At 41.7% G+C, this 26,911-nt stretch carries 25 protein-coding genes and 1 pseudogene; 19 read left to right on the top strand and 7 right to left on the bottom strand.

Annotation, left to right across the window (positions count from 1 at the left end):
• The coding region (locus tag QQK21_RS10635) for a hypothetical protein (RefSeq protein WP_284192171.1) at nucleotides 1–276 on the top strand (276 nt) is incomplete at its 5' end.
• Nucleotides 277–448: 172 nt separating this feature from the next.
• Here QQK21_RS10635 and QQK21_RS10640 read toward each other — a convergent pair.
• Entirely contained in the window at nucleotides 449–1,339 is an 891-nt protein-coding gene (locus tag QQK21_RS10640; RefSeq protein WP_348541482.1) for a LysR family transcriptional regulator, read from the bottom strand.
• A gap of 107 nt (nucleotides 1,340–1,446) precedes the next feature.
• On the opposite strand from QQK21_RS10640, the gene QQK21_RS10645 reads away from it, so the two are divergent.
• Entirely contained in the window at nucleotides 1,447–2,292 is an 846-nt protein-coding gene (locus QQK21_RS10645) for an alpha/beta fold hydrolase (protein WP_284192173.1), read from the top strand.
• Between the two features lie 151 nt (nucleotides 2,293–2,443).
• On the opposite strand, the gene QQK21_RS10650 is transcribed toward QQK21_RS10645, so the two are convergent.
• On the bottom strand, nucleotides 2,444–2,959 hold the full coding sequence (locus QQK21_RS10650) for a GNAT family N-acetyltransferase (protein WP_284192174.1): 516 nt from the start codon (nucleotides 2,957–2,959) through the stop codon (nucleotides 2,444–2,446).
• A 169-nt stretch (nucleotides 2,960–3,128) separates the two neighbouring features.
• Between QQK21_RS10650 and QQK21_RS10655 the strand changes: the two genes are divergently transcribed.
• The 6 genes from QQK21_RS10655 to QQK21_RS10680 all read left to right on the top strand — a co-directional run bounded on the left by QQK21_RS10655 (nucleotide 3,129) and on the right by QQK21_RS10680 (nucleotide 10,091).
• The gene (locus QQK21_RS10655; RefSeq protein ID WP_284192175.1) at nucleotides 3,129–4,838 is read left to right on the top strand and encodes a methyl-accepting chemotaxis protein; all 1,710 of its coding nucleotides are present in this window, start codon (nucleotides 3,129–3,131) and stop codon (nucleotides 4,836–4,838) included.
• A gap of 244 nt (nucleotides 4,839–5,082) precedes the next feature.
• Nucleotides 5,083–6,264, top strand: coding sequence for a right-handed parallel beta-helix repeat-containing protein (locus tag QQK21_RS10660; protein WP_284192176.1), 1,182 nt, complete (start codon nucleotides 5,083–5,085; stop codon nucleotides 6,262–6,264).
• 461 nt (nucleotides 6,265–6,725) lie between these two features.
• The gene (folX, locus tag QQK21_RS10665; protein ID WP_284192177.1) at nucleotides 6,726–7,103 is read left to right on the top strand and encodes a dihydroneopterin triphosphate 2'-epimerase; all 378 of its coding nucleotides are present in this window, start codon (nucleotides 6,726–6,728) and stop codon (nucleotides 7,101–7,103) included.
• Entirely contained in the window at nucleotides 7,104–7,742 is a 639-nt protein-coding gene (gene folE / locus QQK21_RS10670) for a GTP cyclohydrolase I FolE (RefSeq protein ID WP_284192178.1), read from the top strand. It begins immediately after the preceding gene.
• A complete protein-coding gene (gene folM, locus QQK21_RS10675; RefSeq protein ID WP_284192179.1) occupies nucleotides 7,739–8,446 on the top strand; it encodes a dihydromonapterin reductase in 708 nt (235 codons plus the stop codon). The genes folE and folM overlap by 4 nt, the downstream gene beginning before the upstream one ends.
• A 217-nt stretch (nucleotides 8,447–8,663) precedes the next feature.
• The gene (locus QQK21_RS10680; RefSeq protein WP_284192180.1) at nucleotides 8,664–10,091 is read left to right on the top strand and encodes an NAD-dependent succinate-semialdehyde dehydrogenase; all 1,428 of its coding nucleotides are present in this window, start codon (nucleotides 8,664–8,666) and stop codon (nucleotides 10,089–10,091) included.
• A gap of 24 nt (nucleotides 10,092–10,115) precedes the next feature.
• Here the strand turns inward: QQK21_RS10680 and QQK21_RS10685 are convergent, their stop codons facing one another.
• From QQK21_RS10685 to glgX, 3 genes are all read right to left on the bottom strand, one after another.
• On the bottom strand, nucleotides 10,116–10,364 hold the full coding sequence (locus tag QQK21_RS10685; RefSeq protein WP_284192181.1) for a hypothetical protein: 249 nt from the start codon (nucleotides 10,362–10,364) through the stop codon (nucleotides 10,116–10,118).
• Nucleotides 10,365–10,491: 127 nt separating this feature from the next.
• Entirely contained in the window at nucleotides 10,492–11,352 is an 861-nt protein-coding gene (locus tag QQK21_RS10690; protein WP_284192182.1) for a glycerol kinase, read from the bottom strand.
• A gap of 105 nt (nucleotides 11,353–11,457) precedes the next feature.
• Nucleotides 11,458–13,407: a glycogen debranching protein GlgX gene (gene glgX / locus QQK21_RS10695; RefSeq protein WP_284192183.1), complete on the bottom strand. Its 1,950-nt coding sequence runs from the start codon at nucleotides 13,405–13,407 to the stop codon at nucleotides 11,458–11,460.
• 446 nt (nucleotides 13,408–13,853) lie between these two features.
• Between glgX and lamB the strand changes: the two genes are divergently transcribed.
• The 3 genes from lamB (at nucleotide 13,854) to QQK21_RS10710 (ending at nucleotide 16,874) form a co-directional block, all read left to right on the top strand.
• Nucleotides 13,854–15,062, top strand: a complete 1,209-nt coding sequence (lamB, locus tag QQK21_RS10700; RefSeq protein ID WP_284192184.1) for a maltoporin LamB — start codon at nucleotides 13,854–13,856, stop codon at nucleotides 15,060–15,062.
• Nucleotides 15,063–15,174: 112 nt separating this feature from the next.
• The gene (locus QQK21_RS10705) at nucleotides 15,175–16,026 is read left to right on the top strand and encodes a MalM family protein (RefSeq protein ID WP_284192185.1); all 852 of its coding nucleotides are present in this window, start codon (nucleotides 15,175–15,177) and stop codon (nucleotides 16,024–16,026) included.
• A gap of 119 nt (nucleotides 16,027–16,145) precedes the next feature.
• Nucleotides 16,146–16,874 (top strand): substrate-binding periplasmic protein, encoded by a 729-nt coding sequence (locus QQK21_RS10710; protein WP_284192186.1) that lies wholly within the window; start codon nucleotides 16,146–16,148, stop codon nucleotides 16,872–16,874.
• A 41-nt stretch (nucleotides 16,875–16,915) separates the two neighbouring features.
• On the opposite strand, the gene QQK21_RS10715 is transcribed toward QQK21_RS10710, so the two are convergent.
• The gene (locus QQK21_RS10715; protein WP_284192187.1) at nucleotides 16,916–17,641 is read right to left on the bottom strand and encodes a UTRA domain-containing protein; all 726 of its coding nucleotides are present in this window, start codon (nucleotides 17,639–17,641) and stop codon (nucleotides 16,916–16,918) included.
• Nucleotides 17,642–17,853: 212 nt separating this feature from the next.
• On the opposite strand from QQK21_RS10715, the gene QQK21_RS10720 reads away from it, so the two are divergent.
• The 7 genes and pseudogenes from QQK21_RS10720 to QQK21_RS10750 all read left to right on the top strand — a co-directional run bounded on the left by QQK21_RS10720 (nucleotide 17,854) and on the right by QQK21_RS10750 (nucleotide 24,193).
• A complete protein-coding gene (locus QQK21_RS10720) occupies nucleotides 17,854–18,921 on the top strand; it encodes an ABC transporter substrate-binding protein (RefSeq protein WP_284192188.1) in 1,068 nt (355 codons plus the stop codon).
• An 11-nt stretch (nucleotides 18,922–18,932) separates the two neighbouring features.
• Nucleotides 18,933–19,739, top strand: a complete 807-nt coding sequence (locus QQK21_RS10725; protein WP_284192189.1) for an alkaline phosphatase family protein — start codon at nucleotides 18,933–18,935, stop codon at nucleotides 19,737–19,739.
• Between the two features lie 29 nt (nucleotides 19,740–19,768).
• Nucleotides 19,769–20,602: pseudogene (locus QQK21_RS10730) on the top strand (ABC transporter permease); the annotation flags it as partial.
• Nucleotides 20,603–20,606: 4 nt separating this feature from the next.
• Nucleotides 20,607–21,392 (top strand): ABC transporter permease, encoded by a 786-nt coding sequence (locus tag QQK21_RS10735; protein ID WP_284192191.1) that lies wholly within the window; start codon nucleotides 20,607–20,609, stop codon nucleotides 21,390–21,392.
• Nucleotides 21,392–22,411, top strand: coding sequence for an ABC transporter ATP-binding protein (locus tag QQK21_RS10740; RefSeq protein ID WP_284192192.1), 1,020 nt, complete (start codon nucleotides 21,392–21,394; stop codon nucleotides 22,409–22,411). Before QQK21_RS10735 ends, QQK21_RS10740 begins: the two co-directional genes overlap by 1 nt.
• A gap of 2 nt (nucleotides 22,412–22,413) precedes the next feature.
• Entirely contained in the window at nucleotides 22,414–23,073 is a 660-nt protein-coding gene (locus tag QQK21_RS10745) for an HAD family hydrolase (RefSeq protein ID WP_284192193.1), read from the top strand.
• A 277-nt stretch (nucleotides 23,074–23,350) separates the two neighbouring features.
• Nucleotides 23,351–24,193, top strand: coding sequence for a DMT family transporter (locus QQK21_RS10750; protein ID WP_284192205.1), 843 nt, complete (start codon nucleotides 23,351–23,353; stop codon nucleotides 24,191–24,193).
• 167 nt (nucleotides 24,194–24,360) lie between these two features.
• On the opposite strand, the gene QQK21_RS10755 is transcribed toward QQK21_RS10750, so the two are convergent.
• The gene (locus QQK21_RS10755) at nucleotides 24,361–25,953 is read right to left on the bottom strand and encodes a bacteriohemerythrin (RefSeq protein ID WP_284192194.1); all 1,593 of its coding nucleotides are present in this window, start codon (nucleotides 25,951–25,953) and stop codon (nucleotides 24,361–24,363) included.
• Between the two features lie 244 nt (nucleotides 25,954–26,197).
• Between QQK21_RS10755 and soxR the strand changes: the two genes are divergently transcribed.
• Complete coding sequence (soxR, locus tag QQK21_RS10760; protein WP_284192195.1) at nucleotides 26,198–26,671, top strand: redox-sensitive transcriptional activator SoxR; 474 nt, start codon at nucleotides 26,198–26,200, stop codon at nucleotides 26,669–26,671.
• Nucleotides 26,672–26,911: the final 240 nt, after the last annotated feature.

Below are 26,911 nucleotides of genomic sequence, written 5' to 3' on the forward strand. Positions count from 1 at the left end.
AATGTAAGGATACGACAGAGTCGAATGGTATTTATCCCGTCAAGATCCCTCAGTAATGACAAAACTTCAGTTTATACTGCCAAAGGTTCACGATGGAGTGCTAGCTGGGTATCCGTTTGGTTAGCAGGAAAAAATCTGAGTGTTGGTATAGTCCATGGGTACGATAACTTCCGTAAGCGAAATTATATTCACTGGGATACAGATGAATCTATGCGAGAAAAATTTGGCTGGGTGTTAGACTGGGTAGGTGAAAACAAAAGGCTCCCTATAGTGTAACGCTATCAAGTTTTGCGCGTAATGAGCGAGCTATAAGGTTCTATAAATCGCTCGGCTATCAAGTGTCAGACCGTGACGAAAACTTCGTCTCGTTGACCCTTCAGATCGTAAACTACACTCCCTCTGGTATCAAAGATAAGTTATAACGCAGAAATATCCCCGAAACGAGTTATCAAGATATTCGATTTAATATGAACTCAACTAACTTTTTTGTAATGAATGAGTGATAGCTTATTGCACGGTAATGAATGAATAGCGTGAGTGGTGATAGTGGATAATCTAATTTGATTTCTCGCAAATGATCAGAAGAAATCTCTTGCGAGCAAAAAGTTTTGGGAAGAGCTACAAAGCCTAATCCTCGAATCGCAATAGCTCTAGCAATAAAACCACCATCAACATCAATTTTTGTCTTTGGCGCAAATCGTAAAATCGTGTTTGTTGTAGGTTCAGTAAATATCCATGGATTACCGTTAAAGGCTTTGTAGCTGGAAATGCATGGAAGAGTCTCTAGTTCAGAAACAGTGCGAGGTAAACCGTATCGCTTAATACATTTTGGGGAAGCTAAGACGGTACTTTCCCACTGGTAAATGGGCTTTGAAATCCAATCTCTATCATCCAAAACACCACGTTCGAAACTAATAATGATATCAGGACTTCCCTTGATTGCACTTTCTATTGAGGTGCTGTGCTCGCATGAAAGGTGGATGTTTGTATATTCGGTAAGGAAATCAGCCAGTACGTTACCAATTTCTGGAATATCTGGAGCACTTATACGAACTGTTGCTTTTAGCGAGGATGACGCTGCTGTGATATTTTGAATTGATTGGTTGAGATTAAAGAGTGGCTCCTTTATTTCACTAAAAAGTAACTCTCCTATTGGCGTAGGAGTCACTCGCCTTGTTGTCCTGTAGAACAGCTTACTACCAAGTTCACATTCAAGCTGTTGAATGTGCCGACTCACGTTAGAGCTAGGTGTATCAAGATGCTCCGAGGCTTTAGCAAAGCTTTGATGTTCATAAACACACATGAAAGTATACAACCAACCGTTATCAATTCTATCCAACACGACTATCCCATTTTATAGGTTATTTGGTTTCATTTTAGCCCATTTATTTGAAGTATTTAACTTGGTAGAGTCATTAATTCAAGTAATAAAATGAGCTAAGAATTATGACTAATGGTAAAAAATTTGCAGTTGAACGAGGGGGCTATCAGCTTAATGTCGAGCAATACGGCTCAGGGCCATACCTGCTGATTATAGGTAGTGTTAACTATTATAAAAAAATTATTCCCAAGGCATTGCATGAGAATTTTACTTGTGTGTATGTGGATCATCGTGGATTCGCCAAGAGCCATGCTGCGAAGCCTGTCAAATCGATCAGCTTAGAACTTATAACCCGTGATATTCAAGTAATATGCGATAGTCTTAACTTGACCAAAGTTAGCATACTAGGGCATTCAGGCCACGGCTATATGGCTATGCATTTTGCAAGTAACACCAACATTGAGATTGTAAAGTTAATAGTGGTTGGTGTAGCACCTAACTTGTCGGGTCATATGCAAGAAAAACAATTTAATCATTGGTCAGCAAACGCCTCCGAACAGAGAAAAAAGTTGTTGGAGATAAGTATGGCTAAGCTAGAAAGTGACATTGCCAGACAACCTGCTCGTAAGTTTGCACATATCTGTCGAAGATTAGCCCCAATGAGATGGAAAGACCCATCATTCGATGAGTTATCTTTATGGGATGATGTTGAAATGAATACCTCCCTACTGGATGAGCTTTGGGGCGAAATATTCCGAGATATAGATGTTACGCAATTTTCATCGGACTTAAATGTCACCGTCATTAATGGAGTGCTCGATTTTAGTATTGCTCCGATTGAAACTTGGGAAAGTATTGATGGCGCATTTCAGTCATTACAACTGATTAAGTTAGAAGATGTATCACATACACCGATGCTTGAAGCACCAGATAAATTTGTTGATACGATTTTAAGCGTATTTGAACATTAGTGAAATTTCATAATTGTACACAACTGGCAATTGGAATATTGAGGGCGATATTCGTTTGAATAGTCAAAATAACTATTTGGTTGATTAATGTATAAAAGTGCCTTGTTAGTCCTTTTGGTGTGTGTACTGAACGTTTTTGCTAGGAGAGTTTTCATAGATTTATGCGCATATCTGCACAATTGAAAAGACCGTCACCTAACATTGGAAAACGCGCATAGCTTTTGAGCGTTCCATGATTTGAGAAACCTGACTTTTCTAAAACCCTTATACTTGCTATGTGGTTAACAAATGGATTTGTTCTTACTTCCTTGATGCCCAAGTTGTTCAAGTATTCCAAGCCAGCACGACACAATTGCGTTGAAATTCCGCGACTACTAAATTTGTCTGATATACCAAAATGGATCTCAGCATGTTGTGCGTTGAATACAAACACAACGACCCCAAACACTAAGTCATTTTGGCTTTCTGCAACACCATAAACTAGCACTTTGGGAGTACTATCCAAATAGGACTTTTTCCACTGCTTAATTTTTGCGAGTGTGGTTCTCACCGTGTCATGAGGTAACGTTGAAATGTACTTTGCGGAAGAAGTAGAACCAGAATATAAATCCCACCAAACGAGTTTGACCGCTCTATAGTGTATAATTTTGACAACTGCTAGCTTCAAACAGTAACTAACGGTTTAGATGCTCGCTACCGTAAGTGGCTATGAGATAGGTAGGAATAATGCGGATTGTCTTTTACGTCTATTCATGATTTACGTCAATAAATACAGCGGCGAGTATTCCCAATACTGTCTATATTGTTATTGTGGTTGTTAACAATAAGGGTGGCGTATGACTTCAACCAAGCTTGAATCTACTGAGGTTAATGGCCAACAGCCAATGACGTTATCGAGTGCTTTCGCCAAGGTTGGAACTAAGCTGAAAATCAATGTGTTGCTGATCATAATTGCGTTCGGTGTCTTGGGTTATGAAGGCATCTTTGGGATGCAAACATCGACCCTTTATATTGAAGAGCTTTATAGTCAGGGCATGCAACATATCATACGAACCAGTAAGGTTATTGATGAACTTGGAAATGCAAGGAGTGCCTTATTACTCGCGTTCCAACATGCCCCTTCATCCAATACGGCATCGATGCATGATCATCCGGTTGGCTTTCATATCAAGCAGATTGAGAGTTCACTCGAGACATTACACAATATTATTGACAACGAATTACTTAAATCCGAGCTGACAACTAAAGAGCAACAAGTCGTTAATGATCTCGCGCAAGTGATGGATGACATTACTGAACAAGGCTTCATACCTGCGATTGCGAAACTCCAAAATGGTGAGTATGACGCCGCGAACATTTTATTTTTACAGAAAATAAACCCCAAGTTCGAACATGCATACCAGTATGCAGAGCAGTTCTTTTCCATGCAAACAGAAGAAGGACAGAATATTTTTCAACAAGCAGAAACCAATAGCGAGCGTTTTATCTGGGTAGTGAGTGCCATCACCATCATATCGCTGCTGGTGATTATTTCGGTATCACTGTTTGTGATAAGACGAGTCAATCATGCAGTGTCTGAACTTGAAGACCGCTCAGATAAAATCGCCGCAGGTGACTTAACTCAACGTTTAGAGGCGTCAGGAAATGATGAGTTTTCCCACATTGCAGAGTCGGTTAACCGAATCGTGACCAGCTTTCAACATGTTGTACAAACCAACCGTGATTCTATTGGTCAATTGGCTCGGTCTGCTGAAGCAAATTCAAAGGCCGCGATGCAAACCAAGCAAAACATTATGACCCAGCAATCACAAACTGAGCAGGTGGCAACGGCGATCAATCAGTTTACCGCTACTGTACACGAAGTGGCGCAAAGTGCGACTTCTGCTGCCGATGCCTCTGAAAAAGCCGATGTGGCAGCAGCCAGTGGCCAACAAGTCGTCATGGATAGCGTAACCATGATCGAAAGCTTGTCACAAGAGATGCAAGAATCGGTGGAGTCGATGCACCAACTGGCTAAGTATTCTGAAGATATCGGCAGTGTCGTCGATGTTATCCAGGGAATTTCAGAACAAACCAATCTGTTGGCGCTTAATGCGGCCATTGAAGCTGCGCGAGCAGGTGAACAAGGCCGAGGCTTTGCCGTCGTTGCTGATGAAGTGCGTACACTTGCAAGCCGAACTCAAGAATCAACGGAAGAAATTCTCCAAACCATTCAACGCCTTCAACAGGGAAGTCGAGATTCAACGCAGCGTTTGGAAATAGGGGCCAGTAACGCCCTTGCCACCGTAGAGAAAGCACGTGAGGCTGGTGATGCACTGACTCAAATCAAAGCGAGTGTCGATCAGATCACCGCAATGAATTCCCAAATTGCGACCGCGGCTGAAGAGCAAAGCTTAGTCACCGAAGAGATCAACGCCAACATTAGCAGTATCAGCGAGATTTCCAGCCAGAATGCGGTTGGCACGGAACAAAGTACCGCTGCGACCCAAGAGCTGGCTCAATTGGCAGAAGTATTGCGCAGCGAAATCGAGCACTATCGTGTTTAACTGTCTTTTGCGCCCACCGATGTGGGCTCTCGTTGCGCCTTACGTCGCACCTATGGGCGTAAAAAGATAAGCCAATAGATAGCAAGAGGAGAAGATTGTTATTCACCAGCACCATGGTATCCAGTGTTATCTCATTTCACAAAACTGCTCGCTAGCGTTGTCCTCCATCGAATAATCCTTGCAACGCTTATCTTTTGTTGTTTAATTATTGAGGACAAAAATTATTCTCATTAAGGGCATCGTGATGAAACACGCCGTTATCGCAGTGTTAGGCTTACCAATTTTATTTTCAACTACCGCGTTTGCTGAATCGAGCGCGTCATGTGATGTTGAGATCCCTTCTTCCCATTATCTCGTCGACGGCACAGTAATGAATATTCAGCCGGGGGACACCATTTGTTTAGCAGCGGGTGAACGTGGACCGCTGAGGTTAAAAAATATCGTAGGCACCGAGTCACAGCCTATCGTCATTCGTAATACTGATGGTGTGGTAACAACCCAGCCCTATGAATACAGCATCGCCATTGAACAATCAAAGTGGCTAAGGCTGACGTCCATCTCGCAAGACCCAGCTCACCCATACGGTATTCGTTTAGGGGGGACATTAAGCGTAGGTAAGTTAAGCGAACAAGTAGAAATCGATAATATCGAAATATACCGTGCGCGCTTCGCTGGTATGTTGATCAAAACTGATCCTGATTGCGATCCCGATACTTGGGCTGAGAACTTCACCATGACGGGCATTCGTATTCACGATAACTATGTTCATCATACCAAAGAGGGTGAAGGTATGTATGTGGGATATACTGCTTTAAGTCGTCAACTCGTTTGTGATGGCGTTCCCACCACCGTTTACCCGCATAAGCTTGAACAGGTACGTATTTACAATAACAAGTTAGAACAAATCGCTGCAGATGGCATTCAGTTAAATGCGGTAAAGGGGGATGCGCAGATTTACAGCAACAAAATTTATCGCACAGGCGTTAGCCCCTTTGCTCCCGTATGGCAAAATACCGGCATTCAAGTCGGTGGTGACCATGTACTGGTGAGGGACAACCTTATTTATCGCAGTGGTGGCAACGGTATGATGCTCGACGGTGATGATCTGCAAGTGATTAATAACAAGATAGTTTTTCCTGGTGAAAATGGCATTTTTGCGCGCAATGCGGCACAACAAAATTCGCAAATGAGTGGTGGCTTACCTCATGTGTACAAGGATAATTTAATCATTCATCCTGTAACCTATGGCATAACCCTGTATGCCACCAATACCACATCAGCTCATATCATTCGCGATAACACCATTGAAAATGACGGTCGGCTCGATGCGGCAAGCCGCCCAATGACGTTCTCGTTTTTAAACGACCAAGTTGAGCGCGTGCTCTACAATAATCAACACTATATTTATGATGCCACCGGTGACTAACGGCTTTGTCATTACGTGTAGAGCGAGAGAAAACATCGCATTAATTTACATTGTAAATTCAGTGCTAAGTTGCTAAAGCTTGTGTTTGCAAGCTTTTCTAGATGTGACTTGGGGCCAATAGCGTGTATAAGCGGTTGCGAATCGGATTAGGATTGTCTCGATGAAAGGCAATACCTGTTCATTCTTGTGTATCAGCTGGTTGAATGGATACATTTTGTAACTGGTGGTGATCAGCCTCAAGATGTTTCTTGCTGATGGATAGGTAAGCAAAGCACCGCTGTTTAAGTTAGTCGAGTCTGATTTAGTAGGTGTCAGGTTGAAATGATTCTGTAACGTGTACTAGTATGACCAAGGCGCATTGTGACTATATAGCTGACTTAGTTAAGCTTTTTTCCAGTTTAATGATCGGTTCTGTGGTGGTGAGCGTACTGATAAAATGTACCTAGTAGTGAGTAATTATCATGATTCATAACGCAATAATCAATATCACTAACCTGAGGCTTAGAACTTACATAGGTTTCAATGAAGACGAAAAATGCAAACAGCAAGACATCATCATTAATGCAGAAATACATTATCCAGCCAACACTATGTGCCTTAGTGATGATGTTGATAATGCATTGAATTACAAAGTGATCTGCAAGAATATTATCCACCATGTTGAAAACGGTCGTTTTTTACTATTGGAAAAACTCACTAGTGACGTGCTTGGATTATGTGTCGATAACCCAATGGTGAGCTTTGCAAAAGTAACGATTGATAAACCTCACGCGCTAAGGTTTGCTGACTCAGTGTCACTGACGTTGAGCTACTCAAACGACGAATACAAAGGTGGGTAGATGATTAGTGACGAAGCGAAACGAGTGAAAGAGGCACTGATTGAACAGGGATTGGAAACACCGATTGTTGAAACTGAGATGAGCCCTGAGCAGAAATATCAGAGGATTAAAGGGCTGCTCACCGAGGTGATATCAGTGATCGGGTTGGATTTAAATGACGACAGTTTAGCCGAAACGCCACATCGTATAGCAAAGATGTATGTCAATGAAATATTCTCTGGTTTGGATTACATAAACTTTCCCAAAATCACCGTCATAGAGAATAAAATGAAGGTTGACGAGATGGTGAAGGTCTCTAACATAAACCTCACTTCCACCTGCGAGCATCACTTTGTCACCATTGATGGATTGGCAAAAGTTGCCTATTTGCCGAAAACAAAAGTGATCGGTTTGTCGAAGATTAATCGTATCGTTCGTTTTTTTGCGCAGCGACCTCAAGTTCAGGAGCGTTTGACGCAGCAAATTTTAACGGCCATTCAGACGTTAACTGAAACAGAAGATGTGGCGGTCACCATTGATGCGACGCATTATTGTGTGAAATCTCGAGGAGTGATGGATGTGACTTCAAACACTACAACGACCGCTTTAGGAGGGTGTTTTAAAATGAATCCTCATACCCGAGCGGAGTTTTTACAATGAACAATACGATCGTTATTACTGGTGTCGGCAAGCGTTTGGGCTTTGCGCTAGCCAGTGCATTGTTGAAAGAGGGGTATCATGTTGTGGGTACGTATCGCACGCAATACCCATCCCTTGCTGATCTTAAAGAATTAGGCGCTGATCTTTATCCGGTGGATTTTTATCAGCAAAACCAAGTAGATGATTTTATTTCACAACTTGCAGATAAGTATAAGAGTCTTCGAGCTATTGTTCATAATGCTTCCGATTGGTCATCCGATCATAACCCGCATCTTAGCGCTGCGGAAGTGATGCACCGTATGATGACAGTCCATGCTTCGGTTCCCTACCAAATCAATTTGGCTCTACAGGATAAGCTTTGTGAAAATGGCCACGCTGACATCATCCACATTGGAGATTATGTGGCTGAAAAAGGCAGTAAAAAGCATATTGCTTACGCAGCGAGTAAGGCGGCAATGAATAATCTGACCTTGTCTTTTGCATCACTGCTCGCACCGAATGTGAAAGTCAACACTATTTCTCCGGCGTTGTTAAAATTTAATCCACATGATGACGCCGCATACAAGGACAAAGCGTTATCTAAAGCACTGCTACCCAGAGAAGCTGGCTTTGACGAGGTGATTGAAGGGGTAAAATTGCTGCTAAACAGCCGTTTTATGACAGGGAGAAATCTACAGTTTGATGGTGGACGTCATCTTCGATAGATGCGCGTTTCAACCCCTATTATTTTTTGTATGACCCAATTGGTCATGCTTGTATAGGCAGAAATGGTTTTGGTGTGATTTAATTGGGCAGCAAGTTAAACGGCTGCCCTTTTTGTTTTTGGCAAACAACACAGACATTGGCGAAAATGGTCAGTTTTTGATATTCAAAATAGTTAAATGATTAACGTCAAGAAATAATGGGTATGGAGAGTGGGCTATGCACGCAATTAACAATAAATCACTGGTGTCATTTATGGTGTCAGATCGAGAGGAAGGTCTTGCGGTATATAACCCAGCGACACAAGAGTTACTCGGTTATGTGCCGGTATCAACCGAACAAGAAATAAGCGATAAAGTGTCTCGTGCCCATAGTGCCCAAAAAGATTGGTCTAAATTAGCAGGTAAGCAGCGCAGTGAAATACTGCAACGCTGGTTTCAACTTATTATCGAATACCAAAATGACTTAGCTCATCTGCTGACTTTGGAGCAAGGCAAACCTCTTGCTGAGTCCAAAGCTGAGGTATTCTATGGTGCGAGCTTTATTGAATGGTTTGCTGAAGAAGCAAAACGAAGTTACGGTGAAACCATTCCCGCACCGACGCCAAGTAAACGTATGCTTACGATTAAACAACCTGTGGGGGTAGCGTGTGCAATTACGCCGTGGAACTTCCCAATCGCAATGATCACTCGTAAAGCAGCGCCAGCTTTGGCTGCCGGATGCAGTTTCATTGTCAAGCCGTCGGAGTTGACGCCGTTATCTGCTTTTGCTATCGCAGAGCTTGCCTATCAAGCTGGTGTGCCACAAGATATCCTTCAGGTGGTGGTGGGTAACAGTGCTGAAGAGGTCGGTCGCATATTTACCTCTCACCCTCTAATTCGAAAACTGTCCTTTACTGGTTCTACACGAGTTGGGCGTATCTTAATGCGGCAAAGTGCAGAAGGAATAAAGCGTACTTCATTGGAGTTGGGAGGCAATGCGCCTTTTATCGTGTTTGATGATGCAGACATTGATGCAGCCGTTGAAGGAGCGATAGCATCCAAATTTCGTAATGCAGGGCAAACATGCATTTGCGCAAATCGTTTCTACGTACATTCAAAAGTTTATGATGAGTTTATCGCAAAATTTGATACCGCAGTGAACCAGCTCAAATTGGGCAATGGTCTTGAAGAAGGGGTCAATATTGGTCCACTGATCACACCGCAGGCGAAACAAAATATTGAGGCCTTGATTGAGTCTGCGCTCAAACAGGGAGCAAAAAAAGTGTCGACTCAGAAGCCTCAGAAAGGGCAGTTTTTGTTGCCCGTTATTTTGAGAGATGTGACTCAGTCTATGGACATTGTTTCTCAGGAAATATTTGGTCCTGTGGCACCGGTTATCGCGTTTGAAAATGAGCAGCAGCTTATCGGCATGGCGAACGACACAATACATGGATTGGCCGCCTATTTCTTCACCAACAATATAAGCCGAGTTTGGAAGGTGGCCGAAGCGCTAGAATATGGCATGGTTGGGATTAATGACAGTATGATTTCTTCTGAAGTGGCTCCCTTTGGTGGGATTAAACAGTCTGGCATTGGGCGAGAAGGAGCAAGGCAAGGAATGGATGAATACATGGATATTAAGTATCTATGTTTTGGTGGTTTGTAAGACGTTCTGACAAGAAAAGCCATATCAATGGCTTTTCTTTGGTCCATTTCTTACCAGATCTTGTCCGTTTTGGAAAACGTCATCCGTTACCCATCGAGCGAGGAGTAACTGATGGTTATCATCCAGCACAGCGACAAAGTGTCGTCCATCGGCGTTATTGGTAGCAAGAGCAATTCCTGCTATGCCTTCTAGGCCAAAGCTGCCATTTTCAACGGCCCTAAGAAAGGTTTCTAATTCTTCTAAATTATCAATAATTCGGTCATCGCTGAACATAACACTTTTTTCTCTCTACGCCTATTTAAGTATTGACTGCAAAAACAACCTCAGACTCTAACGGCGATTCTTATCGATTTCTAGACTTGTTGGTTTGTTCGAGCAAACATTAACCATAACACACCGATTAGTATGCCACGATACCAAATTCTTTTAGCTTAGCTGGAAGCACATCATCGAGCTTATCAATATCTGAGGAGTCAATCTCTATCAAACTAAATTGATGGCTTTGGTAGATTGCTTGAATCGTCTCTTTTGCCTTATCTGAAAAGTTATCTTTGTCCCAATATTGGAGATAGACCTTACCGCTAGGAAGATAAAAGTCACTCAGAACCTCTTCTTCAATGGGCAGCTGACGATCATACGCATGCCCAATACCGTTCATGTATAACCAGTTATCAATCTTTAACTCCCCTTTTGAACGCACATAATGCCCATCTAAGGTGCGATATTTGGCTTCAAACTTTTGTCTAAAGCGAGAGATCGACTTGTCTGTGGCATATTGGTCCGCTTGCAGGCCTGAAAACTCGGTGACAGATTGCTTGAGGTGTTTATTATGAGCGACTGAATCGTGCCATAATGCGTATTGATGACCAGTTTGAGTGTCGACTTTCTGATAACCACCCATTTTGAGACCATGGTCAGTGACTTGCCATCCGTTAGCGGTTTTTTGAATCCAGCCAAGCTCTTGGAGTAGTTGGTTGATTTTTTTGGCGTTGAGTGAGAAACGCTGACCAAGCTGCGTTGCACTGAGTGCTTTTCCACTCGTTGACCTAGTATCAATCAGCAAATTTTCTGGCCAAACAATAAACTGGCCATACTGGGTATGTTGTACGTATTCCCCGCCAAATTTCTTACCGATCTCAGTGAGAATCCAAGTGTCGTTATGGCGATTCACATAGCCTGCCGTTTTAAGTACGTTAAATAACTGTTTGGCACTGGTATCACGTAACTTTGCTAGCGCCGTAGTAGAAATTTTTTCTGCCATCGTTCTTGCTTAGTCTTTATCGAAGGTTTAGCGCTATTGTTGGGCAAAGCGTGTATTTAATCAAGAGAGAAACAAGCCATCCTTATTAATAATAAATGATATAAATCAGGCCTTTGCATACAGAATGACTAATGAGCAAGGCGTGACGAGAAGTTGTTTATCTGTGATGATTTGGTTGACTTCATAGCCCTGGGTATCGCAGATAGTGACCCAGTGCTGATTGTCATCGCTTGGCAAACAAAAACGCGCAGGAGCGCTGGTTTGGTTGATGCAGTAGAACATTTCATCCCCCTTTTCGCCTAATCCGAGATGAAGCGCAACGGCATTAAGTGTATTCCAATCATCATGTTCTGTGGTTGTTCCATCTACGCGCCGCCAGTGAATGCGGTTATCATGTCGATGTTTACCACTGAAAGCTTTGATAAACGCTGGCATAAAGTCTTGGCGAGCTTTTACCATAAGGCTTATCCATTGTCTAAAGTTGTCTTTTTTGACCGACATTTGCCAGTTTAACCAACTTAACTCATTATCTTGGCAATAGGCATTGTTATTGCCATTTTGGCTGTGTGAAAGGACGTCTGCGGTCAGTATGTGTGGTATGCCAAATGAAAAGAGCAAACTGGCAATGAAATTGCGTTTTTGCTTTTCGCGTTTTTCGATGATCGTTGGGTTGTCTGTTTCCCCTTCAACACCATAATTGTCCGAACGATTGTCTCCGTGCCCATCACGATTTTGTTCACCATTGTCGCCATTGTGTTTTTGCCGATAGGAAACCAAATCCTGTAAAGTGAACCCGTCATGGTAAGTGATGTAGTTGACGGTGAGGTTGTGTGGCCAATTGGCGGCGCTGTATAAGTCCCTAGACCCCATTAGCCGTGTTGTAAATTCTTTCAGATAGCCTTGATCCCCTCGCCAAAAACTGCGGGTCGTGTCTCTTAGCCTATCATTGCACTCGTTCCAACCGATTGGGAAGTGTCCGACTTGGTAGCCATTTGGTCCAATGTCCCAAGGTTCAGCAATCAGTTTTACTTGTTTAAGTACCGGATCTTGGGCAATGGCTTTAAAGAAAGCAGAATTAGGATTGAAGTTATCACCTTCACGGCCCAATGTTGCGGCTAGGTCAAAGCGAAAGCCGTCTATTTGGTACTCTTGCGCCCAATATCTAAGACTGTCCATGATAAGGTTGAGTGTCGGTTGATATGACAAATCGAGTGTATTACCACAACCGGTGTAGTTGGCAAATAAATCGCCATGCTTGAAATAGTAATTTTCATCCAAGCCTTTTAGGTTAAACAGAGGGCCATCGTGACCACCTTCAGCGGTGTGGTTGTATACCACATCAAGAATAACCTCGATGCCATGGCGATGAAGCTCTCTGATCGTGGTCTTTAATTCCAATACGGCGTCGGTATCTGCGAAACGGGGATCTGGCGCCATAAACAAATAGGGATTATATCCCCAGTAGTTGGATTGGTTGTTTTCTAGAAGGTGTGGTTCAGGCATACAGGCCGCAATAGGGAGCAATTGTAATGTATTGATATTCTGCTGCTTATAAAATGTGAGCATGGCTTCACTGGCTAAACCAAGGTAGCGACCTTGATGACGATGTGGAACGTCAGGATTGAGCTTAGTGACTCCTTTTACATGAGTTTCAAACAACACCATGTCTTCTCTTGCATGAAGAGGCTTACCGATATTCTGCCAATCGAAGTTGTCATCTACCACGATGGATTTAGCGATTTGAAAGCTCTTACTCGGAGTATAAGGAGGTTTATAATAGAGCGGCTTTTCTAGAGCCTTAGCATAGGGATCAGAGATGAGATAGTCCCCATCAGAATGATGAAGAACAAAACCATATTTTTGTCCTGCTTTAATACCCTCAACATGGGTATGTAGTATGCCTCTATATTCATTATCTAACGAGTAGGTTTGATATTGATTATTTTCATCAAATAGTGCGAGGAGCAAATTATTGTGACTTGGCGCATAAATAGAGAAATTGCATCCATCACTGCTTAAAGTGGCACCAAGAGGGTAGGGGCTAGAACTAGGCATAATTTACATTGTGTTGCTTGTCGTCCAATAACTGAACTAAGTAAATCTCTTAGTTGTGGAGACGTCAAGCACCTCACTAATGAAAATAAAATTATCAACAAAAACACATGAGATGAGCTTTTTAATATTAAAAAGTGATCGTGATCTAATTCTATTGGGTTTATAAATGCACGCTTATTATTTTCTACCCCCTTTATTTGTGACGTGCCCCTAAAATATTTTTGATTTTTATTTCTCTCATCCTTTCTCATCCCCCTTAAAAATTACGTGAGGTGGAGGAAGTCAACCCTGCCTCTTATAGTTAGTCTGTCAGTAGTTAGAGTAAATAGATTGAAACAAGAGTTTTAGTATTTATTACTTTGCTTATTAGTGACTCTATTTCTGCCTTTTTAGGGTCACTCAATGAGTTAGGTAAAAGAATAATAAACCCTTAAATGGAGTCAATAATGAAAAAAATGAATTTGGTTGCGGTTGCAGTGGCCGCAGCGCTTGCCGCTGGGCCTTCTTTAGCCGTTGAATTTAATGGTTATTTTAGAGCAGGAACAGGTATTAGCGGTAACTCTGGTAGTGATGTCGCTGTAAATAAAAGCGGCATTGGTCGTTTGGGTAACGAAAACGACAACTACTATGAGTTCGGCTTCTCTGAAGAGTTAAAAACAGGTGAGCAAACTTGGCGTGTTGAATCCATGTTAAACAAAGGAGACAACGGTAAAGCAGGCAGTGAAGATGGTGACATTAACGTTGCTCAATTCGCCGTAAAAGCCAAAGGTTTGATTGCCTCAGACAAAGAAGCCACGCTATGGGCAGGTAAGAGCTATTACCAACGTAAAGATGTACACATTACGGATTTCTACTTTTTAAATACATCAGGTACAGGTGGTGGTATTGAAAATCTGTCTGTAGGAAACCAAAAGTTGTCGGTTGCCCTGATACAAGATGGTGAAGATGATAATGGAGCGGGCTACATTTTCGATACCCGCTTAGCCAATATTGGTGTTTGGGACGATGCCTCTCTTGAATTTGCTTTGGCCTATAATTTTGCCAACGAAAAAGAGGGTAAAGATATCAATGCTGATGACGGCTTGTTAGCGTCAGTTATTTTGCACCAAAATATCGACATTGGCTTTAACCAAACCGTGTTTCAGTATGGAACCAATGGATATGGCGCCCAGGTTGCAGAATACGGTTCGGGTGCATATTATAATCGTGCAAATAATTCTCAGAATGAGGCGTCAGGCTATCGCTTAATTAACTGGGGTGTGGTGAGCCTCGGTAGCGACTGGGAAATGGGTCATCAACTTGCCTATATGATGGGCAGCGATATTGGTAACAATACAACGTCGTTGAAGTCTGATACTGACCAATTCTCGGTTGTTGTTCGTCCTATGTATAAGTGGAACGACACTATGCGCACAATCTTTGAAGCTGGTGTCAATATGGGTGAGCGAATCAACTCTACTGGCTCGGCCAAAGAAGACTTCGGCAACACTAAGTTTACCGTGGCGCAAGGCTGGGCAATGGGTAATGACTTTTGGGCTCGCCCAGAACTTCGCGTGTATGGCTCATACATAACCGATACCGAAAATGACAATGCATTTGGTACTGGTGAAGATACCGAGTACGTTGTCGGCATTCAAGTAGAAGCTTGGTGGTAAAGATAAAATCTTATTGTGCCCAATCGATGGTTTAGTGACGGTAGCCGGCATAAGTAGCCGGCTATTTTTTGTACTTAGGGCCGATTGTAAAGAATTAAATGGGGAAGACATCATGTATTTTCGTATCCTTGTCCTTGGCAGTTGTATGGCGTTATTTGGGTGCCAGTCTTCTGAAGTAGTGGAGCAAAAGAGTTCGGGAAACATACAGCAGGCCACTTTATTGTCAGAGCTGCAATCTGTGCAAATGAGCTTACCAAGCGCTAAGAGTGTCAATATAACACCTCAATCTCAAGCGTTAAAATACAGAGATATTGATAGTCCAGTGGCATTGTTTGAATTGCCTGCAAATCGCGGAGAGTTTTCAATTGACATCACGAGTGAAATTGGTGAAACCGCTTTTGTCCCAAGTGCCCTAATCATTGATAAAAATGGACGTGAGTTAGAGCGATATGGTCAAGATAAGTTTGTTTATAAGCCACCACGTTTCGGTGCGGGAAATCGCTTGAGCGCAGACGTTGATTTTTTCCCGCCAAGAGATAGCGAGAGTGTTTATCTTCTCGTTTATACGGATAAAGCCGAACTGGATAAACACACTATGGTTACTCATCCTGCAAGACTCTATGCAGAGGGAAGAGGAAACTATCTACCTGAAGTAAAAGACATTGCTATACCAAACTCGGCTTATGGCAAGATCAGCGTTTCTATTGACAGAGTCGGGTTTTTGAAACCGTTGGGAACAGCGAGTTCATCTAGCGCTTCAAGCTCGCAGCCTTTAATGGCAAAGAGTGTTGAAGTTGTTCAGCCAGAAACACAGCAGTATTACCATCAAGCGATAGCCGCCGCTGTTGCTGAAGATGACCTAAATAAGGCAATACATTTGTTAGAGGAAGCGAAAGCGCTCAATGTGCAAGGAGCCCAGCAAGTATTTGTCGATGCGGTCAAAGAAAACAAGCCCGCTTTATAGCGAATAATCAATGATAAACGGCCTGCTTTGAATGGGTAGGCCGCCGCCGTATTATGCATATTATTGACATTATGCTTATATTTGATCTACGCGCGCCATAAAAAGTAGATAGGTATTTTATGTCAGTAAAATTGTTCATTATGTTAATAATGGTGATGCCTCAGATAGTGGCAGCTCAGGTGATAATGGCGGCGGTTGATGAGTTTCCTCCTTATGTCTCCGAAACACAAAAAGAGGCCAATATGGCGTCAGAGATGGTGGTTGCCGCATTTAGAGAGGTAGGATACACAGTTAAATTCCGTTGGGTGCCGTGGAAGAGAGCCTATGAAGAGTTAAAAAGCGGTAAAGTTGATATCTCTTATCCATGGCGCAAGACGCCATTGCGAGAAGAAGATTTTTTATTTTCCGAGCCACTGTATAAATCAAGAGAAGTCTTTTTTCATCGTAAGGATGTCGAGTTTTCATGGGATTCTCTCTCTGAACTAAAAAAATATACGATTGGAGGCTCTCTGGGTTATGCCCATTTAGAGCTATTAGGGAATGCCGGACTCAAAGTCAGCACCGCCAAAAACGATACCATGAATATGATGAAACTCTACAATGGGCGAATCGACCTTTTTCCTGTCGATGAACATGTTGGGTTTTATATCCTCTCCACTTTGCCAACGGATTATCAACACTCTATTGTCTCATACAACCCAAAGGCTCTCTCAGAAACAGAAAATCATCTAATTGTCAGTAAAGCAAATCAAGAGAATGGCGAGCAGCTCATTGAAAAATTTAATAAAGGTTTAGGCATCATCACAGAGAATGGCACATTGGAAGAAATCCTCGCGCGGCATAAATAGACACCTTGGCAGGCTTTCGACATAACAATGTGTTTGCTTTGCTAGCGGTGATCAACACGAAGCATCACGGAATCTGGACGCCAATATTCCAATTCGGCATCCATAAGTTGTTGGTTTTGGTTATAGTTTACTCGACAAATTTTCAGTATGGATTGACCCGGTACAATATTAAGCGCTCTGGCAACATGTGATGGTGCCGAGGTTGGTGTGACCTCAAATTGTGAACGATGGGTTTTGTAGCCATATTTTGTGTCATAGATACCCGTGAAAGATTGGGTGAGATTTTCAGACAAAATACCCTCAAACATTGCAGCTTTAAGGACATTTTCCACAAATAACACTGCTCTATTATCGATGAAACGGAGCCGTTCTATAACATGAATGGGCGTGATTTGGTCAATATCCAGTATCCGAGCATATTCTCCAATAGCGACTTCAGTCCGAGTACTCACCAGTTTTGTTTCTGCGTGTCGATTTTGTTCGTTGATCATTTTATGAAAATGTGTTCGTGAAAGTGGGTTGTAGCATATACGCTCAGGTGAAACGAACCACCCGCGCCGTTCTTCTCTATATATCAGTCCCTCTGTTTCTAGCGAGACCAATGCGTCTTTAATTGTGATGCGAGTGGTAGAGAAAAGTAGGCTCAGCTCTCTTTCCGAAGGTAGTTTCTGACCTTTAGAAACAGTGCCTGATCGAATCCAATGTTTGAGGGTATGTTTGATATTCCCCAACTGTGTTGATGATTGATAATCGATAGCTAAATTCATGATTGACCTAGTCCAGTGGCATTTAGTCATCAATGCTAATGTATTGATATAACAGAATTATGACAGCGAATGATTAAGCCTACTTTTTATCTTGCAACACAACTGACATTTAAATTCAGTCAAACTGTCAGATCAATAGCACTAAATCGTCATATTTCACTCATAGGATGCTGGTTGATATATTACTGACCTAGTCCATAAGGATTGAAATAATGAATGCATTACTAGCGAGATCAACCGTATTACCGTTGATTCTTACCTCAGCTGTATTGTCTACAGCATCGATGGCGCATGATTCCAATGTTGATGCACTGATACAGGCGGCTCAAAAAGAAGGGCACGTATACAGTGTTGGTATGCCTGATAGCTGGGCAAACTGGAAGGATACTTGGTCTGATTTGAAGGTGAACTTTAATTTGGATCACCAAGATACGGACATGAGTTCTGCTCAGGAAATTGCCAAATTTGATGCCGAAAAATCAAATGCTAGTGCTGACATTGGAGATGTTGGTTTCGCATTTGCCCGTGCTGCGGTTAAGAAGGGTGTGACACAAGCCTATAAACCAACGACTTGGGAAGAGATTCCTGATTGGGCAAAAGATGAAGAGGGGCACTGGGCACTTGCCTACACAGGAACAATATCATTTATTGCAAACAATAACTTAGTTAAAGCAGCACCTAAAACATGGCAGGACCTACTGGAAGGAGACTACAAAGTCACTGTGGGTGATGTTGGTGTCGCTGCACAAGCAAATAATGCGGTGCTAGCGGCTGCCTTTGCTAATGGAGGAGATGAATCTAATCTCGAACCGGCAATTGAGTTTTTTGCACAATTGGCGAAGCAAGGCCGTTTGTCGTTCACCGATCCAAATATTGCCAACCTAGAGAAAGGCGAAATAGAGGTCGCGATCATGTGGGATTTCAATGCACTGAACTATCGAGATAAAATCGATCGTGAGCGCTTTACTGTTAATATCCCACAAGATGGTTCAGTCATCTCTGGTTATACCACAATCATTAACAAATACGCGAAAAACCCGAATGCAGCCAAGTTGGCGCGTGAGTATATCTTTAGTGATCAAGGCCAAATCAATCTAGCCCAAGGCTATGCACGGCCAATTCGAACTAATGTGACTTTACCAAAAGCGATTCAAGATAAGCTTATTGCTAACGACCAATACAGCAATGTACAGCCTGTCACAGATTTTTCTGCTTGGGAAAAATCTGCGCGAAAATTGCCACGTCAATGGCAAGAAAGTGTGCTTATTTATCAGCAATAAGAGTCCAAATTATGATCAACAAGGTTATCCTCGTTGTTCTGGATGGACTCAACTATCAGGTAGCCTGTCAGTGTATGGGTTACCTCAATGGTCTTCTAGAGCAGAAACGTTCATCACTGTATAGAGTACAATGTGAATTGCCGTCTATGTCTCGGCCTTTATATGAGTGCATTTTAACCGGCGTTCGTCCCATAGAGAGTGGCATAGTCAATAATGACATCGTGCGTTTATCTAACCAAGATTCGATTTTCAGCTTAGCCAAGTCACAAGGTAAGGTGACTGCGGCGGCCGCTTATCATTGGGTTAGCGAGCTCTACAACAGGGCACCTTTTGAACCAAGGCGAGATCGTTTTACTCATGATAAAACCCTTAACATTCAGCATGCTTGTTTTTATCAATGGGATAATTATCCGGATGAGGCAGTATTTTTGGATGCAGAGCAGATACGTCTCAAATATCAGCCAGATTTTTTGCTAATTCATCCGATGAATATTGATGATATGGGGCACAAACATGGTTTAGATTCGCGTCAATATCGTAACTGTACTCGTCATGTAGATATTATTTTGTCTCATTTTATTGAGGGGTGGTTGACGGACGGATATCAAATCCTAATCACAAGCGATCATGGTATGAATAATGACTGCTCTCACGGTGGAATCTCACCCGAAGAACGTGAAGTGCCGCTGTTTGTTATCGGTGAACACTTTAGTCATAAAGGTTGTCAGGTTCTGCAAACAGATATTTGTGGGACGGTTTGTCAGCTGCTAAATCTCGAGCATAGCAAATCTTATACTCAGGAATTATTAGTATTATGATGCGCTTCGTTTCAACGTTACACCAAATAAGACGCTTTAAGCCAATGTTATGGCTAGTTCCATTTATGCTACTTTTTTATATGTTTCAACTGGCTCCTATGTGCTGGGTTGTGTTGAATAGTTTTATCTATGAGGATGAATTTGGGCTCGACAATTATATTGAAGTGTTGAATTCACCCTTCATGCTGCAGGCTTTTAGCAATAGTCTTTGGTTGTCAGTTTGGTCAAGCGTGATTGGCTTGATGATTGCCACGTTATTGGTTTCTTCTTTGCGCCGCGTAGATTGTAAGGTTAAGGATTGGGTGATTGCTTTTACCAATATGAGCAGTAACTTTTCTGGTGTGCCTTTAGCTTTTGCTTTCATCATTATTTTGGGGACAAATGGTGCAATCACTCTGCTTATGAAACAGTATGGAGTATTGGGCGAATTTGATCTTTATGGTAAGTGGGGGCTTCTGGCGATATACATTTACTTCCAGATCCCTCTAGGCGTTTTATTGTTATATCCAGCGTTTGATGCGCTTAGTGATGAGTGGCAAGAGGCTTGTGCATTACTGGGCGCAAGTACTCAACAGTATTGGATGAAAGTGGTCTTGCCAATTCTTTTTCCCGCGTTACTTGGCACTTTCATCATATTGATTGCCAATGCGATAGGTGCTTATGCCAGTGTTTATGCGTTAACATCCGGTAATTACAACTTGATTACCATACGAATAGCTAGCCTAGTATCAGGGGACTTATTCCTTGAGCCCAATCTCGCCGCAGCAATTTCAGTGATCCTTATGCTTATTTTGGCAATGATTACGTTCATCAATCAATGGTTGGTTGCGAAAAGTTACACTGTGGCGAAACAGAGGAAATAAGTCGATGCACAAAGTTAATTCTCGGTTTCACAACGTGGTGGTGGTATCCATTGTTGGTGTTATGTTGATCCCTATTCTAGCAACCTTTGTTTATTCGCTCTCTTCGCGTTGGGGAGCAACGGTGTTACCTGAAAGCTATACGCTCGACTGGTATCGCCAACTGTTAACCGATCCAAGGTTTTTGCAAGCTTTTGGTCGCTCAATGCTGATTTGTATTCTTTCCTTGGCTTTGAGTGTGGCGGTAATACTGCCGTCGATTTTTGTCGTGTTCTACTATTTTCCTAGACTAGACAAGCTTATGAGTCTTATGATCTTATTGCCTTTTGCCGTGCCTCCTGTTGTGTCATCTGTGGGTTTATTGCAGCTTTATGCCGATAGCGATGTCTCCATCGTCGGGACACCGTGGATTCTCGTTGGGACCTATTTCACCATTGCATTGCCTTTTATGTACAGGGCGATTTCAAACAGTTTTCACGCCATCAACATTCATGACTTGATGGATGCCGCTCATTTGCTTGGTGCGAGTAGCCTTCGGGCATTTTTGTTTATTGTTTTACCGAATTTGAAAAAAGGGCTAATGGCATCTTTATTTCTCTCATTCTCCTTTTTACTTGGAGAATTTGTTTTTGCCAATATATTGGTCGGAACTCGCTACGAAACAGTACAAATTTATTTGTACAATATGCGTCAAACGAGTGGACATTTTACCTCCGCCCTTGTGATGACTTACTTTTTATTCATTTTTATATTGACTTGGTTGGCAAGTCGTTTTGGTCGAGGAGTTCAATAATGAGCTATGTTACAGCGAAAAACCTTACCCAGCGTTTTGGTAATAACACTGTGTTGGACAACATAAGTTTTACCATCAAACAAAGTGAATTTGTCACCCTTCTTGGGCCAAGTGGTTGTGGTAAGTCGACCTTACTTAGAAGTCTTGCCGGTCTCAATTCTACAGACGTTGGGGAGATATGGGTTGAAGGTGAAAACATCACTCATCAGGCTCCTCAAAAACGTGGTATCGGGATGGTATTCCAATCTTATGCACTCTTTCCCAATATGACAGTTGAGGGCAATATTGCATTTGGTTTGAAAATAAAAAAACTAACTGGCAGTCAAATAAAGCATGAAGTGGCACAGGTCATTGAGCTGGTTGAGTTAAAAGGAAAAGAAAAAAATTATCCACACGAATTGTCAGGGGGACAACGTCAACGCGTTGCGCTTGCTCGTGCTTTGGTGGTGAAGCCTCGAATCCTGTTACTTGACGAGCCATTATCTGCCCTTGATGCAAAAATTCGTAAGCACCTTCGCCAGCAAATTTGTGACATTCAGAAAGAAATGAACCTGACTACCGTATTTGTTACTCATGATCAAGAAGAAGCAATGGTCATGTCGGATCGCATTTTTTTAATGAATAAAGGAGAGATTGTCCAAGCTGATACACCAGAAGAGATTTATCTTCACCCAGTTAATGAGTTCGTAGCGAGTTTTATGGGTCACTATAACCTCATGGAATCTCAGCTTGCTAAACAGCTTTTTAATATTGATACTCACTGCAAGGTAGCCATTCGCCCCGAATCGATTTACGTTAGAGAACAAGGTAGAAAATATGGGGGGCATGTCTCTCTTCCCCACCTTGGGACGATCACTGGGCATCAGCTCTTGGGGAATGTTATTAGATATAAAGTCCATATCGAGCAATGTGAACTTGAGGTGGATGTACTCAATCGTTCATCAGAACGTCTTTTAACTCGTGGTAGCCAATTAGAATTGTTGTTTAACCTTAATGAAGTTCAACCTGTGAGATGCTAACTATGCCAAAGCCCCTGTACGTTTTTGATATGGATGAAACTCTAATTGGCGCTGATTGCTCAATGGTGTGGAATGAGTTTTTGGTTGAAAAAGGCGTGGTGAGTCAACCGGGATTTCTTAAAGAAGACAAGCGATTGATGGCTTTGTATTCTCAAGGAAAAATGGACATGGAGGAATATTTGGACTTTACCATGTCACCTTTGGCACAACTATCGACAGATGAAGTCGAAAAATTGGTCAAAGAGTGCGTTGAAACCCGTATTCTTGAGAAACAGTTTGCCCAGTCTAAATCCTTAATTTCGACTTTATCACGAGACAATATCGATATGCTTATTATCTCGGCTAGTGTCTCATTTCTTGTTGAAGCTGTGGGGAGTCAAATTGGTATTTCAAATGCTCTTGGTATTGATTTGCAGATCAATGAAAATCGCTATACGTCAGAAATAATAGGGGTTCCTAGTTACCGAGAGGGGAAAGTTATACGCTTAAAGGACTGGCTTGCTTCCCAGCCTTCTACTTACTCATGTATTCACTTTTATACTGATTCGATTAACGATCTTCCCCTGTGTAAGTTTGCTGATCATGTTTACCTTGTTAATCCATGCCAACAATTATCTGAGCAGGCGAAATACCATAATTGGACAAGACTAAAATGGGGGTGAGCGTTCAGATATTGGCCTTAATCCGAAATTTTTGATTTATCAAAATAATGTAATATCTACATTAATATAAAAGTAATTGTTTTTCTGTTTTAAGTTGAATTTTTTATCAATAAATAATATGTTTCATATTTCCCTACTGTCTAATGAGTTTGGGTGTATAAAATGATTAGGACTTTATAAGGACATGTATCACATTTATATGGCAGATTAAAGGCTTATCCTGATTATCCTATTAATGTCAATTTAGGTCTTTAATATGATATTTTCCAATTTTAAGATGCTTGCTCCAATACTTTTTCTACTGATGTGGAGTAGTGGAGCGGTCATGGTGAAAGTTGGGCTACAATATGCGTCAGTCTGGAGCTTTCTTGCTGCACGTTCTATCGTTTCATTGGCTTGTCTTTTTCTTTTATATTTTGTAATTAAATATAGGGAGAAGGTAAAATTTGTCGCACCTTCCAAAAGTGAACTAATAAAAATTTTATTTGTTGGTGTACTTCTTCAAGTGAGTTATCTATCTTTTTATTTTTTGTCAATTGATTCCAATACCTCTCCTGGGATAGTCACATTAATTTTGGGTTTCCAACCTCTTCTAACACCATTTTTGTGTGGACAAAGGCTTACCCTCAGATCGTTTCTACTTCTTAGTATGGGGTTTATTGGATTAGCTATTTCGCTTTTCGGATCAAGTGAAATGGATAAAATAGCATTTTTAGGTGTGTTTTTTTCAGTAGTTGCACTGCTTTCAATATCGATAGGTACTGTGCTACAAGCAAATATATCTCATCACATAGTACAAAATATGTTTTATCAAAGTTTATTGTCTGCGCCAATATTTTTAGTTGTCAGCATGTATTGTGGAGGTAATATTACATGGACTTTAGAATTCTGTATTTCTCTGGTTTGGATGTCGATAGTTGTTTCAGTAGGGGCTTTGCTGCTTTTAATGTACATGGCTAAGCAAGACGGGGCCTCATCTGTGAGTGTTCTATTCTATGCCGTTCCAGTTCTAGCCTACTTTTTTGACTTTGTTATCTTTAGGAATGGACTTTCTGTTATCACAATATTAGGTATGGTTATTGTAGCTGTATCTGTCATTTTCTATAGAAAGCTTCGATAAACTTTTATTTTCGCTGAACATGGATAGAGATCGGATACTCTGTTAAAGAAAAAGGTACATTATCAGTGTCACTTTGAGGTTTATTTTGACTCGCCACCGAGTGTGGCGAACTCGTTGTACAACAAGGTGCAAGACTTCTAAGTACAGATGCGATAAAACTGCATAAATCATTCAAGCCCATGTTGTTTGAATGCGTCAGCATAGGCTTTATCTTCGATCATAATGTGTTGGTTTAACCAGTTTTTTAAAAATTGCATCAGTTCGTCACCGATGTCTTCACCATGCTCGACTCGTTTTTGGAAGTCGAGCGCGCGCTCAACCAATTGGTTGTGCTTTTTGATATGTTCGTTGGTCTGCTGATAGCCAATTTGACCGAATAAAATCTCCTCATATTTAAAGTGATTGGCTGTATAATCAATCAGGCCTTGTACGACACGCTTAATTGCAGCAAGGCCATAACCGTGCTTCAGTAGGTGATGAAGTTCATTGACTAAATGCAGCAAAGTCTGATGCTGGCGGTTAATTTCATTGAGTCCGATATCTAATTGATCATTCCAAACCATCAATTTATCCCGTTGACTATCTTCATGATCGATTTGATTTTGATCAGTGCCAAATCTATGCAGTAGCGAATTGATTTCACCAGATAAGTTGCGCACCATAAAACTCACTCTGAGAGTTTCTCTGGTTGATTTGACGTTTTTGTCGGCTTCTGAAGCAACTTGCTGAAGACAGTCATTCAAATCTTGTGTTTGTCTAAGCTGGGATTCAGAAGAGCTCGTGATTTTCTGACCATATGTGTACACTTCATCGATCTGCCGATTTAATTCTTTAAATGTGTTTTCTGCTGTCGTCGCAAGTTCTAGCGATTTATCCATACTGGATTTGTTTTGTTTCATTGTTTCCAAAACATCGTCAGTTTTAAGCTGTAAGTTGCTAATTTTATTTCTGATTTCCTCTGTCGCTTCTTGTGTGCGCATCGCCAATTTTCTGACTTCATCGGCGACGACGGCAAAGCCTCGTCCTTGTTCACCTGCCCGAGCACTTTCAATGGCCGCATTGAGCGCGAGGAGATTGGTTTGCTCAGCGATACTGCTTATGGTGTCCATGACTTGGCTGATTTGTACGGTTTCTTCCATCAGTGATTGAAAGTGCTCGTTAGAGCTATCGATGTGCTGATGAGCATTGTCTAGGGCATTCTCTAAGGCAACCATATCTCTAGTGCCTTGCTCTGATTTACTTTTTGCTTCTCTAGCTAACAAAGCGGTGGATTCACAGTATTCTGAGACTTGCTGAGCAATATCAAACAGTTGAGTGATATTTGATTGGGCTTTATCAACATCTTGTTTTTGTTCAATTGCCCCATTTTGTGAAAGTTCGGAATCTTTTTGAACAGTTTGTGCCACTTCTAATAGTTTTGAGGTCGACTTTCTTAGCGCGTGGATGGTCCGTGAAATATCTTCACCTATTCGATTGACTGTATGGAAGAGAGAAGGGCCTTTAGATTGAGCCATGGATATTCTAATGGTCAAATCTCCCTCAGAGAGTTGGAGAGCGGCTTGTTTAACTTGGTTGAGTACTTGGGTGAAAGTGCCAATGATGATAAGTATCAGGCAATGGTATATTGCTAATAGTATTAGGCCAACCCAGGCATTTGCTTTAATCAGGAATATGGCTCCAGGTGCTACACAAATTGTGAGCAAAGTGAACCGTTGCCACGGTGGTAACTGACTGAGTCTGTCCGTAACATTGCCCAACATCTTTACACTCCTAGTTCAAACTTTTGTCGTCTACTTTTAAATCTAGGCTAAAGTTGCCAGTTCCCCCTATTTGCAAGCGTGATTTTTCAGACATTGGCTTTATTTGTAAACAAGGTCCTTGGTTTTCTTAGTTTTTGTATTGGAGAAAATTAAGTTCGTCACTATGTTAATATCTCAGACTAGCGTAGGATTTTTTTATGATGTTGAACTTTTTAATAGGGTTGATGACAGCGGATGAAACAGTATGGAAATGACGGTTGGTGAAGTAGCGAAACGAGCAGGTGTGAAAGTGTCGACCTTGCATTTTTATGAGCAAAAAGGATTGATTTCAAGTTGGCGAAATCAAGGCAACCAGCGCCGGTATCACCGTGATGTATTGCGCAGACTTGCTGTGATTAAAGCCGCTCAAGAAGTTGGGTTGACTCTGGAAGAGATAAATCAGTCGCTATCTTATTTGCCAAAACATCACGCGCCCTCTCGAGAGCAATGGGATAAAATGGCTTCGAGTTGGTATGATTTACTTACGCATCGTATTCGTCAGCTAGAAGCGCTGCAAAAGGATTTGGGAAGCTGTATTGGCTGTGGCTGTTTGTCGATGAAATCGTGCGCCATATACAATCCCCAAGACATCAGAGCAGAGGTTTTTGAAGGAAAAACCATGCTAACTCATCCAGAGGAGTGGTCTGGGAGCATAGGCATAACAAACGATAAGCGTTAACTTTTAGGTTAAAGATCTAATTTTTAGTAATTTTATGGTTTGTTGGAATTCTACACAGGCTATTTATGTGTTGGTACGGATCGTTAGATTTCTCACTATTTGCCGACTTATTCAGTAATTTTATGATCACCACTTAAGATATATTTGTGAAGTAGATATTGTTTTGATTTCTCCTCCCCCTTTTCTACGCCCTACTCGTTCTTAGTATGGGAGGAAGGAATTTACGTACTGATGAAGATA

This window comes from Vibrio zhanjiangensis, from assembly GCF_030161235.1.
Taxonomy (GTDB): Bacteria; Pseudomonadota; Gammaproteobacteria; order Enterobacterales; family Vibrionaceae; genus Vibrio; species Vibrio zhanjiangensis.